The organism is Pseudoalteromonas sp. SWXJZ94C (genome assembly GCF_015864385.1).
Lineage (GTDB): Bacteria > Pseudomonadota > Gammaproteobacteria > Enterobacterales > Alteromonadaceae > Pseudoalteromonas.
The window spans coordinates 1-14,927 of sequence record NZ_JADYXF010000069.1; the positions used below are offsets into that span (position 1 = coordinate 1).

General features: G+C 38.5%; 10 protein-coding genes. 5 read left to right on the forward strand and 5 right to left on the reverse strand.

Annotated elements, in window-relative coordinates:
* Positions 1-139: 139 nt before the first annotated feature.
* The 5 genes from I6F65_RS19775 to I6F65_RS19795 form a co-directional block, all read right to left on the reverse strand.
* Positions 140-634, reverse strand: coding sequence for a TlpA disulfide reductase family protein (locus I6F65_RS19775; RefSeq protein WP_166110721.1), 495 nt, complete (start codon positions 632-634; stop codon positions 140-142).
* Complete coding sequence (locus tag I6F65_RS19780) at positions 634-2,736, reverse strand: glycoside hydrolase family 36 protein (protein WP_166110724.1); 2,103 nt, start codon at positions 2,734-2,736, stop codon at positions 634-636. The genes I6F65_RS19775 and I6F65_RS19780 overlap by 1 nt, the downstream gene beginning before the upstream one ends.
* Before the next feature lie 46 nt (positions 2,737-2,782).
* Positions 2,783-3,877, reverse strand: coding sequence for an amidohydrolase family protein (locus I6F65_RS19785; protein WP_166110727.1), 1,095 nt, complete (start codon positions 3,875-3,877; stop codon positions 2,783-2,785).
* 16 nt (positions 3,878-3,893) lie between these two features.
* Positions 3,894-4,778: a DMT family transporter gene (locus I6F65_RS19790; RefSeq protein ID WP_166110730.1), complete on the reverse strand. Its 885-nt coding sequence runs from the start codon at positions 4,776-4,778 to the stop codon at positions 3,894-3,896.
* Positions 4,779-4,903: 125 nt separating this feature from the next.
* Positions 4,904-7,642: a TonB-dependent receptor gene (locus tag I6F65_RS19795; protein WP_166110733.1), complete on the reverse strand. Its 2,739-nt coding sequence runs from the start codon at positions 7,640-7,642 to the stop codon at positions 4,904-4,906.
* A gap of 311 nt (positions 7,643-7,953) precedes the next feature.
* Between I6F65_RS19795 and I6F65_RS19800 the strand changes: the two genes are divergently transcribed.
* From I6F65_RS19800 to adk, 5 genes are all read left to right on the forward strand, one after another.
* On the forward strand, positions 7,954-9,255 hold the full coding sequence (locus I6F65_RS19800; RefSeq protein ID WP_166110736.1) for a D-tagatose-bisphosphate aldolase, class II, non-catalytic subunit: 1,302 nt from the start codon (positions 7,954-7,956) through the stop codon (positions 9,253-9,255).
* A gap of 3 nt (positions 9,256-9,258) precedes the next feature.
* Entirely contained in the window at positions 9,259-10,410 is a 1,152-nt protein-coding gene (locus tag I6F65_RS19805; protein ID WP_166110739.1) for an SIS domain-containing protein, read from the forward strand.
* Positions 10,411-10,438: 28 nt separating this feature from the next.
* On the forward strand, positions 10,439-11,383 hold the full coding sequence (locus I6F65_RS19810) for an N-acetylglucosamine kinase (protein WP_197114550.1): 945 nt from the start codon (positions 10,439-10,441) through the stop codon (positions 11,381-11,383).
* Positions 11,384-11,972: 589 nt separating this feature from the next.
* Positions 11,973-13,886, forward strand: coding sequence for a molecular chaperone HtpG (htpG, locus tag I6F65_RS19815; protein ID WP_197114552.1), 1,914 nt, complete (start codon positions 11,973-11,975; stop codon positions 13,884-13,886).
* A 192-nt stretch (positions 13,887-14,078) separates the two neighbouring features.
* Entirely contained in the window at positions 14,079-14,723 is a 645-nt protein-coding gene (gene adk / locus I6F65_RS19820) for an adenylate kinase (RefSeq protein WP_007584076.1), read from the forward strand.
* Positions 14,724-14,927: the final 204 nt, after the last annotated feature.

A 14,927-nucleotide genomic window follows, 5' to 3' on the forward strand; every position in this document is an offset into this window, starting at 1 on the left:
AACTATCATTTTTTTGTCAAAATATGCACGAAGAGCGAACCCAAAAAGAGATAAAGAAAAAGGACGATTAAAATGCGGCCTGAATCCAATTATCTCTTAATGTCTAACCTATGAACAATTACTAGTTTAAACCCTTCGTTTAAAACTCTGAAACGAGCTTGTCGACAACGGCCTCAAGATAATCTTTTTGTGCAGTATTAAACCCCATATGTTTAACCCTTATGTTCCCATCCTTGCCTATTAGATAGGCTGTTGGCATAGCTATAATTTCGTAATCAGTGCCCACTGTACTGTTATAGCCAGCTACAACAGGGTATGAAACAGGGTGTTGAGTTAAAAACGCATTAGCAGCCTCAGACTCTTGCTCTAAGTTTATTGCAATTACCTCAAAGCCTTTGTCTGTATACTCTTCTCGCAGCGCATTTAAAAAAGGAAATGAGCGGCGACATGGTACGCACCATGACGCCCAAAAATCAACATACACTACTTTGCCTTTATAATCGGATAGGGTGATCGTGTGTTCATCGTTTAATAACGGTAAAGAAAATGCTGGTGCAGTATCTTTTACCGCTAACGGCTGAGCTATACAAAAAGAGCACCCTATATACAACAATAAATAGATAATTGACTTCATTAATTAATCGCCTTTGTTGGCGTCAACTCTAATAATAAGTAACCTTTAAATTGAGTATTTAACTTAGCGTTAGTACCTGAGGTTGTGCCTAAAATTTTATTATTCACATAGTCTTTTATTTGATACTCGCCTTGTTCTAACCCTCTTAGTTCCACTTCGCCATCCCAGCTATCGGCATAAAATGCGTAATACATATTAGCGCCTTTTTGTATTGCATGGGTTTCTGGGAGGTCAAAACCAATATCGTATAACTCCCCTAAATAGATACCTTTAGGCAGCATTTTTTCTTTGTATATATCAATCCATTTTTTCCATGTTTGTTCTGTTTCTTTATCTAAGGCAAATTCAGCGGCAATACCCGTTGAGTTAGGCATGGTAAATTTTGTACCAACAATGCCTCCAATGCCAACTGATGAAGCAAAGTCATTGGCATTATCACTAAGCTCAACATGATCTCCATAATAAGGTGATGATTCGCCCATTAAACCTTTTAGCGTTTTTCCCTTGTGGCGTATTTGCCAAGACGATAACGGATCTGAGCTAACAGTTTGATTCATAAAAGGCAAGTTATGGAAAGCGTAAGATGTGCCGCAAGGACAAATTTCAATCACCGCATCGGGTTTTACTTCTTTTGCTGTTTTAAATATTTCTTCCCAATACTCGGCTAACTTTTCTACAGACTCTTCTGGGTATGCATGATTGTGTGCAGGGTTATAACAAGGCGCAACGCCGTTGAGGTGTTGTCCGTCAATCTTAAGCCCTTCATATCCCCATTCCCCCAGCATTTTGCGAACAAGTGCTTTACTGTGCTCAATTGTGTCTTTGTAGGCAGGGCAAAGGTAAAAACTATTCCACCATGTTACGTCTTGAACAGCTCCATTTTCATCAAGTAATAACATGTCGGTGTGTTCGTGTAATAAGTCGGTGCCAGGATCTACCGCTAAAGGAGCCCACCATAATTTTGCTTTTAGCCCTGCTTCGTTTATTTTAGATACAAAGGCTTTCATATCTTCATCGCCATTAGGGAACTTTTTACGGTCTAAGTACCAATCACCTTCAGCTGTCTGCCAGCCATCATCGAGAACAGCCCATTCTAAACCCATTTTTTTAGCGGTTTCTAATGTACCAAGTACTTCATTTACGTCAAAGTTACGGTCGTAACCCCACGCACACCAAATTGGCTCGTATGCTGAGTCGGGTACATCAGCCATTTTTAACCCTTTATCAGCCATTACTTTGCGGTAGCTTTTAAGTGTGGCGTAATAATCGTTATTATGGACGTTAACAAAGGTTTGAATGGTATTAAGTGTTTCACCTTTTTTGAGTTCATTTCCTTTCTCAAGCTCAACGTGAATTGTTGCACCGTTATCTGTTTTTGTATAATTAAGTGGTAATGAAACTAATTTAGGCGATGTTTCGGTATGACCGACGGCAATACCTATATCTTTTCGCCATAAATCGACTATTGCAGTGCCGCCGCCGTAATCTGATGAGTTCATACCCATGTAATTTTTCTGGCTATAACCAGGTGTGATTGGGGTTATCCAATCTCTTCGATCTTCATAAGAAGCGCCCTGATAAGACCAGTAGGCGGGCTGCTCGGTTTGAACCGTTTTATTGTCTGAAAGTGTGTAGTCGTTATTAACCCATTTAACAATTTTAATATTAGCGTCAGTTGTATTCGTGTAACTCACATTAAAAAATGCCATAGTCGGGTAGCGTTTATATACACTCACAACAGTTTTTTTAAGCAGTCCTTGTGATGATATACCGCTTAGCTCTACTTGGGTGCCGTAGCCTAATTCGTTTTCTATTGGCTGCACTTTTTTTTCAATAAAGTTAAAGTCGCTAATCACGTTTTTATCAAGTGTCACCACATATTCACTAGGCTTAATGTCGCCTAACGCTATTTGGTTTCCGTTTACATTCCCGACAATATGACTATGCAGTAAATTATTAAATTCTAAAGAAAGAGCATCTGTTTTTACGGTGTAAACTATATCATTGTTGATAGTTGAGTTAATTGCTTGTTTAGAGCAGCTTACAAGTGAAAAAGTGCTAATGGCGCAAATGAGTAAGTTAGAGGTGTAATTTTTTTTCATTATTTAACCTTTAAAATAATATATGTTGAAAGTGCAAAGCTAACGATTAGTTTGCACTTATATTGAAAAAACGAACGGCGTTGTTAGCATACAAATTATCAACAACGCTTTTTGGTAATGCCAAACCCACGATATCGCCATCCACTTCAGGCACACTTAATGACTTATCTGTATTTAGATACAGCCAGTCTTCAGTCCATTTTTTATGAGCTTCTTTTTTAAGCTGCATATCAGTAGCGTCAGGAGCGTGAGTTAAATCAGTCGCATATAAAATACGAGTTTGATATTTAATAAAAAATTCACGTACTTTCTGTTTATCGAGTTTTGATTGATACTGAATTTGCCCCATTCTTGCTGCCAAATCGACAACTGCATTTGGGTAGGTATCTAAAAATAAGGCTATTTCATCAACGCTCCACTCTAAACTTGCTAAGTGTGCTCCCATAAAATGCATATTAGGGTGCTTATTAAGCATATTGTTACGAACTTGCATTTGTTGCTCATAGCTTGGCATTTCAGGGTGTAAATACATATGGTATTGCGGATGAGCTGCAAAATATTGTTTATCATTATTTACCGTCATTTTACTCACAGGTAACCAGCAATTTTTAGGCTCGCCTTGATGACCAATCAATGGAATGTTTTTATTGGTTAAATGGTTAAAAATAGGATCGAAAAGAGGATCGTCAATCATTACCAAATTTTGCTTTTGGTTTTTAAAATCCATCCCTATGTTTTTCCATACTTTTACTGCTTTAGCGCCTTTATTTATTGCCAAATCAATGCGTTTAATTACATTGTTTTTCCATTGGGGTGTGTCTGCACCTTGCATTGAAAACGTGGTAACGAAATAAAAATTAAGCGGGTATTTTTTCGAAAGTAACTGCGCAATACTCGCTTGTTTATCAATACTAGGAAAGTCGGGGTAGTCGACGTTTATTGATAGTAACTTTATGTTGTCTTTTTGCGCTTGCTCAATAAAAGCCGCAGACGTGTTATTGGCATGTACATGAGCGTCAATTTTATTTACTGAGTAGTAATCGCTCATTGTGTAGTGTGCGTTGTTAGCTTTATCACTTACGCCTGAGCAACCGGTTAGAGAAAATGCGAAAATAGAAATAGCGCCAATGTGTTTTTTCATAATAGCCTCTCAAAAATTAGTTACTTGATTTGTTATCTTCAGGTTCTATAGCCAATAATATTGCTGCGATAATGGCGAGTATGATGCCTAAAATCTTAAATTCATTCGGGATAATTCCAATAAAAAGAATACTTAATATTGAAGAGATTAAAGGGGCACCTGCGTTTGTTAAAGGCGACACTACCATTGCTTTACCATAACGAAATGCATAAACCAGGCATAAAGCACCAATAGAATTTAGGATTTGAATACCTGCAATTGATGGGATTGTACTAAAATCAAAGTCTTTTAATGATTGTGTATCAGTCATAAAGTAAGCAACAGGAATTAATAGAAGCGCTGTAATTGTCATGTAAAAAAAGATGCTTTCGGCGTTCATGTGGTTATTAGAGAACTTCATAAAAAAAGCTTGTAGCCCCCATGCAGCCATCACTGAAATAGCGAGTAAGAACCATACTAAATTGTGTGTACTTGATTCATCGCCTTGTGAGTATTCAAATAATGGCAGTGTTATTAGCGCTAAACAAATACCAATAGTGCCTAGCTTGCCAGTACGTTCTTTGAGTAATAAAAAAGACAAAACGATAGTGATGAGTGGCGACAATGAAACAATGGGGAAAATAAGGTAAGCAGGGCCGGTATCTACAGCATGGAACAACAGCATTTGACCACCAGAGCCAAGAAACCCAATTGTACACCCCAGTAAAATTGAGTATTTATCAGTTGCTAATTTCCAGCCGACTAATTTAAGCGCAATAACACAAGGTATGACCATCGTCACAGCCCAAATAGAATAAATAATTGTTGAAGGAGTACTGCTTGCGAGCATTGCGGTCAATGCACCCCATAATCCCCACATAACGGTAACAGCGACCGCGAAAAGTAACCAAGGTTTTTGCATTTTATATATCTCTTATTATATTGGTGATATCTTTTTATCGTATTTATATGATGTGAAGTTATATGTAAACGTTGTTATCGAATGCCTATATATTTTATATAGGCATTCGTTTTTAGCACTAAAACTTAAAAAGATGCACGTACGCCTAAGCTAAGTGTTCTTCCATATAATTGAATAGAACCGGGCATATCATCTCGACCTTGAAATGTTTGGTTTGATTCATCAAGCAAATTTTGTGCTTCAACAAAGACTTGAAAGTTTTCATCAATGTTATATTGCAATGACGCGGAAACAATATATTGCTCATCCATAGATGTTTGATAATCATCACCAAGAGGGCTAAATGAGTCAGTTACGTAGTCATCGGTATAATCGAGTGCTATTTGGGTGCTGAATTTATCATCTTCATAAATGAATGAAACAGAGTATGAGTTATCAGCAACGCCTGTTAACGGACCCGCATCTACCCCATCGATTGTTGTACTAGTGTCTGTATAGGCATAGCTTGCGGTAAATCCAAAGCCACTTTCGAAGAATTTCTGTACACTTAGTTCAGCACCTAAAACTTCTGCTGAATCGCCGTTAATAGGCTGAGTTACTTGGAATGTTTCGGATGCAATTTCTACTTGAGTGGTATTTATTGTAATAAAACCGTCTAAGTCTTTCCAAAATATAGCACCGGCTAACATTCCACCTTCTTCAAAATACCATTCTAGAGAAAGATCGGCTTGATCTGAAAATACCGGCTCAATACTTGGGTTGCCACTAATCGCCATAGTGAATAACCCCGACTGTGCGTTATCGGTCGTAAGTGGAGCCAATTGATCTAAAGTTGGTCGCGATAATGACTGTGCTAATGCGCCACGTAACAAAAGATCTTCGCTAAGGTAAAGGCCCGCATTTATTGCTGGGAGCAATTTGCTATAGCTTCCTTGTGCTTCTTGGCCGGCACTGTCTGAATAGGTAACATCCCAAGATGGATTCGCTGCGTCGGGGTTAACGATTTGTATAGACTGAATAGAGTTATAAGAATATTTAGACGACACTTCGGTTTCAATCCAACGTAAACCAACATTGGCAAACCATTCTTCGCCGGCTAAATCGGCTTGAACATAAATTGCGGTCGTATCTTCTGTAATATCATAAGAATTTACAGGGTTAAAAATAGGTGACCATAAATCAGACTCATTCTCGCCAAATGTTCTTTCATTCCCTAAATAGTCTGTAATTGTTTGACCATCTGATGCCGCTAAACCGGCCGCATAATCAGGGATACTAAAAATCGGAAAAGAGCGGGGGATATTTGCAGAATCACCAGCAAAAAAATCATCATAAGGGAATTCTCTGGTAACATCAGCGCCCACTTCGCCAAAAGTGAACGGATAGCCACAATAATTACAGGCGCCTAGTTCATAGTTATCGTAAGCGGTATTTGTTTTATCTCTTGATGTAAACGCAGCACCAAACTGTACTTTTGGCATGTATTTATAATCGAGAAGTAGCTCCGCATCTAATGAAACACCGGTAACGGTGTCTTTAATGTCGCTGCCATCACGAGCAGCCCAGTGCGGTGAAAAATCGTCATTCCCAAAGTCGTCAGATGTTCTACCTTGTGTCCAGTTTGCAATGTAATCAGGTAAACCGCCAGAATTAGATTCGTAATGACCAGTATGCGCACCAGGCGCACCTGCAACAACGTAAGTGTTTTTACCGCCGGAGTCACGCTCAGAACTTGATTGGTAAATATCACCTTTAATAGTCAAGTCATCGGTCGCATTAAAAGTACCACTTAAGCCAAACATTTTGGTATCAACAGTTCTGTGTTCATCCAATGTGATTAATTCCATCGATACATCTGCAATATCCATTGCTGTTACAACATTACCATCGAGAACAATATTAGATAATCGATTTTGTGCAGCGCTTTCGTCTGCCATATAAAAAGACTGCGAGTATCCAGTTGCATCAGATTCTAGTTTGGTAAGCATTACATCGGCAACAAGTTCAAAACGATCGGATACTTTCCATTCAATCGAAGACGTAACACCGGTGCGTTTAAAGTCAGTCGCATAAACACCGAGTGCGTATGAACCAGGCATAACAAGGTTGGTTTCATCAGATGTGATATTTCCATCATTGTTTACATCGTATGATATTTCATCATCGACACCAAAGAAGAAATTATCAAACATCTCATCGGTGCGTCGAGTGCCTGTTGAGTGTGATAAGCCAAAAATGAAGCCAACGGTATCATCAGCGAACGTATTACTATAAATAGCATTTAATTTTTTACCGGTATCTTCTGATAAATCATTGTAATCAGCGGTAGCAGAAAAAAGCATTTGCTGGCCTGGGTTATCAAAGGCACGCGCTGACTTAAGGTTAACAGCACCACCAATACTGCCTTCTATATTTTTGGCTTCTACTGATTTCCATACATCCGCGCCACTTATCATTTCAGAAGGGAGTACATCAAATGCAAAGTTACGACCGCCATCGTCGGTTGCTAAAATTCTGTTGTTAAGTGTTACAATACTAAATTCTGGTCCTAGTCCTCGAATATTTACATATTGAGCTTCACCACCACGTGTTCGGCTAACTGTAATCCCCGAAATGTGAGAAAGGGAATCCGCTACATTATTATCAGGAAACCGACCCAACTCTTCGGCGGCAATTGAATCAACTAAAGATTTAGCCTCTTGTTTTATATCTGACGACTTAGCAAGACTGCCACGTACACCTGTAATACTAATTACTTCAATGTCTGTACTTTCTTGCGTTTCTTGAGCTAGCACTTGTTGATGACATGCGCCAAATATTGCAATCGTCAATAAGGTTTTTTTAAAGCTGATCCTGTTGTTCATAATATTCACCTGTTGGATTTTTTATTGTAATAAATATAGAAATCATTCTACTAAACCGCACAATCATACTGGAGGACATTGAAACTACTGTCAAACGAAAAGTGACAATAAAATGAAATTAAATTAAAGTAATATTAACAATTGAGATTGATTTGCAATCTAAACGCATCTTTTTATTTAACTTTAGTGTTTTTAAATTCAAAGTGAAGCTAAATGAAACTAAAAGTTGTTTACTTGTTTCTATGTTTGTTTCATACTCAGCTCAGTTATTTAAAAACATTTCAGTTTTAACTGCTTTATTAGGAGGTCAATTGAAAGTATTACTAGATTTAATTCAACAGCATAAAATGGGTAAACAAAATGGATTATATTCAGTGTGTTCATCACACCCATTAGTGCTTGAGGCTGCTATGAAGCATGCATTAAGTAAGGGTGAACATCTGATAGTTGAGGCAACGTCTAATCAAGTGAATCAAGACGGTGGTTATACGGGGAAAACACCGAGTGATTTTTATGATCTAATCCATGTTTTAGCTAATAAAGTAGGTTTACCTCTTAATAAAGTTATTTTGGGTGGAGATCATTTAGGCCCAAATTGTTGGCAGGATTTATCCGCTGATGAAGCGATGGCTAAATCAGATGTACTTATAGATGCTTATGTTAGTGCTGGTTTTAGAAAAATTCATTTAGATTGTTCAATGTCTTGTTCAGATGATCCTGTTCCCTTGGGGGATGCTGATGTTGCTAAACGTGCGGCTCGGTTGTGCGCTGTAGCTGAAAAAACATGGCAGAAAGTAGGCGGTGAACCACCAGTGTACGTTATAGGTACAGAGGTGCCGGTTCCAGGTGGAGCGCAAGAAGGGCTCGATTGCTTAGAAGTTACATCGCCTGAAGCGGCGAATGAAACAATTAATGTGCATTATGACGCGTTTAATAAAGTGGGCTTAAAAGATGCTTGGGAGCGTATTATTGGTTTAGTTGTTCAGCCAGGTGTTGAGTTTGATCACCATAAAGTAATTGCCTTTGAGCCAGAAAAAGCGGTCGTATTGAGTCAATTTATTGAGTCAAATAAAAATATGGTGTTTGAAGCACATTCAACTGATTATCAATCCGTTGGGCATTTGAGTGAATTAGTAAAAGGGCATTTTGCCATATTAAAGGTTGGTCCGTGGTTAACATTCGCGCTTCGCGAGGCCGTTTGGGCTTTAGATGCTATTGAAAAAGAGTGGATAGACTTAGAATCACTCTCAAATGTAAAAAGTGTCATTTTAGAAGCAATGCATGAAAATCCAGTCTATTGGAAAAAGTATTATGCAACAGAGGCAAAACAACAAGCCTTAGATTGCCAGTACAGCTTAAGTGACCGAGTTCGTTATTATTGGCCTACGCCAAAAGTTGATTTTGCATTAGATCTATTGATTAATAATCTTCAGCTTTCTCCACCGCCTTTAACGCTACTTAGCCAGTTTATGCCCGAGCAACATCAAGCTATTAAAGATGGAAAACTAAAAATGAATATACGTGAATTAATTTTTCATAAAATTTCTCAAGTATTAGAGCAGTATTCTGTTGCTTGTAATACAGCTGTTAACGCTCAAAAAAAGGACGCTTAACCTATGACTTACTTAAACTATTCTCAAGATTTATTAAAAGAGAAAGACGCGTATTGGACGGCAAAAGAGATTCAACAACAGCCAGCGTGTTGGGATAAAGTGCTGTCTAATTTAATACAAGTTCAGCCTAGTATTGATGCATTTTTGAAACCTATTTTAGCAAAGCCTAATTTACGTATTATTTTTACAGGCGCAGGCACATCTGCTTTTGTTGGCGAGAGTATTGCCCCTGCGGTTTGTGCTAAGTTAGGTAAACGAGTAGAGGCGATAGCTACAACTGATTTAGTATCAAATCCACATGATTATTTTCAATCGGATATACCGACTCTTTTAGTGTCGTTTGCTCGCTCAGGAAATAGCCCAGAAAGTGTTGCATCTGTTGACTATGCTGATTCATTAGTTAAAGAGTGTTACCAGTTAGCAATTACATGTAACGAAGAGGGCGAGTTGTATAAGCGTTGCTCTGGTACTAATAAATTTGCTTTATTAATGCCTCCAGAAACAAACGACATAAGCTTTGCAATGACGTCGAGCTTTAGCTCGATGATGTTATCTGCATTGTATGTATTTTGTCCGGTAGAAAATTTCAAATTACAATTTGAAAAAAGCATGGCCGCTACAGAGTCGTTAATAACGCGCTATGACCAAATAATAAAAACAGTTGCAAATAAAAAGTACGAACGCGTTATTTATCTTGGAAGTGGGATATTTAAAGGGCTTGCTCGAGAAGGTGCATTAAAATTACTTGAGCTTACCGACGGTGTAGCAGTGTCGAGCTTTGATTCTCCGTTAGGATTCAGGCATGGACCAAAAGCAATTGTGAATGATAAAACGCTCGTTATATTATTTATTTCAAATCACCCGTTAACGCGTAAATATGATTTAGATTTACTCACTGAGCTAACCGGTGACTCAGAAGTAGGTGAGATTATTGTCGTTGATGCTAAAGCAAGTGAAGAACACACTGGTTTTGAATGTTTGTCTTTATCAGGAATGGAAAATGCAGAAGATATATTTTTGCTTTTCCCTTATATTGTTTGCGTGCAAATGTATGGTTTTGAGCATGCCTTAGCGATCAATAATACACCCGATAACCCTAGCTCATCTGGAACAATAAACCGTGTTGTGCAAGGTGTAAATATCTATGCTTTATAAGCAAAGATAATTGAACAGGAGAAACAATATGTATTATTTAGGTGTTGATGGCGGTGGAACAAAAACGGCGTTTACATTACTTGATCACGCACATAATGTAGTAGCAAGCCATGAATCTGGAACTTGTTACTATGTTGAAGTTGGCTTAGATGGCGCACAATCGGTTTTAGAGTCGGGTGTTAAAGCACTGCTTGAGCAAGTGAACGGTTCAGTAGATGATATTACTTTTGCTTTTTTTGGGTTACCCGCATATGGCGAAGACAGTAAGTTAATTGATGAAATTAATGCTTTGCCGTCACACTTTATGCGCTCTGATAAGTATCATTGTGATAATGATATGGTCAATGGTTGGGCTGCTGCATTTAATGGTGCTGACGGTATTAACATTGTTTCAGGGACTGGTTCAATCGCTTATGGCGTGAGTAAGAACCAAAATGCTCGCTGTGGTGGTTGGGGGGAGCTTTTTAGTGATGAAGGCTCTGCTTATTGGATTGGCTGTAAAGGACTGCAAGTATTTACAAAAATGAGTGATGGGCGCTTAGCCAAAGGGCCGCTATACTTTTTATTAAAAACGACGTTTCATATTGAAAGTGACCTAGATATTACAGGATTAGTGCTTTGTGATTGGAATGGGGATAGAAGTAAAGTGGCTTCTATTTCTACTTTAGTTTGTAAGGCTGCTTCAGAGGGCGACAAATACGCCATAGCCATTTTAGATGATGCGGCTAACGAATTAGCTGAAATAGTTGAAGGGGTTCGTAAAGTATTACCGTTCGCTGAAGATGAAGATGAAGAGGTTAAGGTATCTTATTCTGGCGGTGTGTTTAATGCTGGGGCATTAGTGCTGTTTCCTTTTATTAATGCATTAAAGCGTTTTTCGAGCAACTATAAACTTTATGAGCCACTTCATAGCCCCGTTGTTGGTGCTGCTTTATACGCTAAGCGCTTAGCTAATTTAAAAAATATAAAATAAAAATGAAATAATGATTGGGGCGTGTTGATCTTTGGTGGCTGAATTTACAGCGGTGTGCTTGGTATTTAAGCAAGGCAGAGCCTATGATGTGTGGTTGTTCCCCATAAATAGACGATAACGCGGTATAAAGGCAATGCATGCACAGCCCTTTGGGTTCTTTTAGGACCCAAAGGGTGCAGGTAAGCGGCGTGAGCAGGACGCGGAAGCTTTGCTCAATTTTTATTTATTCTTATATGGATGTAAGTCAATAGAATAACGCTGGAGCAGTTATCGAGCCCGCCAGATTACAAACCTCGCGCCGTGATCAAATCGCCCCTTGATTGAACAAATTCCAATTCACAAAGAACAACACACCCTAAGGTAATTTGCTTTTATAGCCTACACGGATGCAGGCTATAAGAATAACGAAAGGGCTGTTTCCTATGTCAAATTATGATTCTCCTGTAATAAACACCTGGGTGAGCAATAAATTAAATAGCTTCTTTTTACTTTTTCTTATCAAAAAAATATTTGTTTTCCCTTGAAGTTCTAACACCTCACCCCATATTAAGTGCATAACGCAGACACTTTGCAAATTGGAGATATATAAATGACTGCAGCACAAAAAGAAACATTAGGCTTTCAAACAGAAGTAAAACAATTATTAAACTTAATGATTCATTCTCTTTATTCTAATAAAGAAATATTTTTACGCGAGCTTGTGTCAAATGCATCAGACGCAGCAGACAAGTTACGCTTTTTAGCGCTATCTCAAGGCGACCTTTACCAAGGTGATGCCGATTTACGTGTACGTATTAGCGCAGATAAAGAAGCAAATACCATTACTATTTCTGATAATGGTATTGGTATGACGCGCGATGAAGTAATTAGCTCATTAGGTACTATTGCAAAGTCAGGTACTGCTGATTTTTTCAAAAATTTAACGGGTGATCAAAGTAAAGATTCACAGCTAATTGGTCAATTCGGTGTTGGTTTTTACTCAGCATTTATTGTTGCCGATTTAGTGACTGTTCGTACACGTAAAGCAGGCGAAACAACGGCTTACGAGTGGGAATCTCAAGGTGAAGGAGAATACACGCTTCAAGAAATTGAAAAAGAAGGCCGTGGTACCGACATCATTCTACATCTTCGTGATGAAGAAAAAGAATTTTCTGACGATTACCGCTTACGTGGCATTGTTACTAAATACTCAGACCATATTTCTACACCAGTACAAATGTTTAAAGCAGAAGTACCTGAGTCTGAAGGCGAAGACGGCGAAAAAATCCCAGCAGTACCAGGTGAATGGGAAAGTATTAACCGTGCAACGGCATTGTGGACGCGTGATAAGTCAGAGCTTTCTGATGAAGAGTACAAAGAGTTTTACAAGCACGTAAGCCACGATTGGGAAGATCCACTTAGCTGGGCACATAATAAGGTTGAAGGTAAAACTGAATACACTAGCCTTTTATATATCCCTAAAAAAGCACCTTTCGATTTATGGAACCGTGAGCGTCAAAGTGGTTTAAAACTTTACGTACAACGTGTATTTGTAATGGATGATGCTGAGCAGTTTATGCCAAGCTACCTTCGCTTTGTAAAAGGTTTATTAGATTCAAACGATTTACCATTAAACGTATCTCGCGAAATTCTACAAGATAACAAAGTAACGCAAGCTATTCGTAAAGGGTGTACATCGCGCATTATTAAAATGCTTGAGCGTATGGCTAAAAACAAAGCTGACGATTACCAAGTATTTTGGAACGAGTTTGGTCAAGTAATGAAAGAAGGCCCAGCTGAAGATGCGGCAAACAAAGAAGCTGTTTGTAAGTTATTACGCTTTTCTTCTACTCATACTGATTCAGAAACGCAAGATGTGTCGCTTGAGCAATATGTTGAGCGCATGAACGAAGACCAAGACAAAATTTACTATGTAGTAGCTGATACATTCACTTCTGCGAAAAATTCTCCTCATTTAGAGATTTTCCGCAAAAAAGGTATTGAAGTATTGTTACTAAGTGACCGTGTTGACGAGTGGATGATGAGCCACTTAACTGAATTTGCTGATAAGCAACTACAGTCAATCACACGTGGTGATTTAGATTTAGGTAAGCTGGACGACGAAGAGACTAAAAAAGCACAAGAAGAGTCTGAAAAAGAGATGGCTGGGCTTGTTGAACGTATTAAAACAGCACTAGGTGATGACGTTAAAGAAGTACGCTTTACGCACCGCTTAACAGACTCTCCAGCATGTGTTGTAAGCGACGACAACGACATGAGCTCACAAATGCAAAAGCTAATGGAATCTGTTGGTCAAGCAGCCCCTGAAGCGAAACCTGTGTTTGAGCTAAACCCAGAACACCAACTTGTTAAGCATTTAAATGACGAGCAAGACGAAGATAAGTTTTCACAGTGGTCACATGTTTTACTAGACCAAGCATTGCTTGCAGAGCGCGGTACACTTAAAGATCCAACTGGATTTGTTACTCGCTTAAACAAGCTTATGCTTGAACTAAGCAAGTAGTCAGTTAGCTATTTATTTAGTTAATAAAAGTATAAATTATATACTTTAAATAAAAGGGAACATGTGTTCCCTTTTTTAATGCACTGTAAATACACTTGCAACTCATCAATTAGTATAAGTTGCTTGAGTATCGGCGGCGCTTGTGGAAGAATTCAGGCTTTAAAATAATTATCCATACTAGGGGACAATAATATGCGCATTATACTTTTGGGCGCGCCGGGTGCTGGTAAAGGTACTCAAGCTCAGTTTTTAATGGACAAATACGGTATTCCACAAATCTCTACTGGCGATATGTTACGTGCAGCAATTAAAGAAGGCACGCCACTAGGCTTGGAAGCAAAAAAAGTAATGGATGCTGGTCAACTAATTTCTGATGATATTATTATTGGTTTAGTAAAAGAGCGTATTACTAAAGCGGATTGTGAGAAAGGTTTTTTACTTGATGGTTTCCCACGCACAATTCCTCAAGCCGATGCAATGAAAGAAAATGGCGTAGTGGTTGATCACGTTATTGAATTTGACGTTGCGGATGAAGTAATTGTTGAGCGTATGGGCGGACGTCGTGTTCATCCTGGTTCTGGTCGTGTTTACCACATTGTTTATAACCCGCCAAAAGTGGAAGGTAAAGACAACGAAACTGGAGATGACTTAATTGTTCGCGCTGACGATACTGAAGAAACAGTACGTAAACGTTTAGGTATTTACCACGAGCAAACTATGCCATTAGTTGATTATTACCAAGCAGAAGCTGCGGCTGGTAACACTCAATACCATAAATTAGATGGTACACAAGCTGTTGAAGCTGTTAGTTCACAACTTGGTGAGCTTTTAGGTTAATTACAAAAGCACATTAAAAAAACCGCCAACTGGCGGTTTTTTGTTTTAAGGCTGTTTAGCATTACTTAATTAGCACTCATAGGTTGGATCTTAAGGAATAAAACTTGAAAACATGCTCTGAATTTGATCTGATAGTAATCGCCAAACCACTATCTATCCCAAAAGCAGAGCATGAATAAATATAATACTGAGTTAAACAAAATA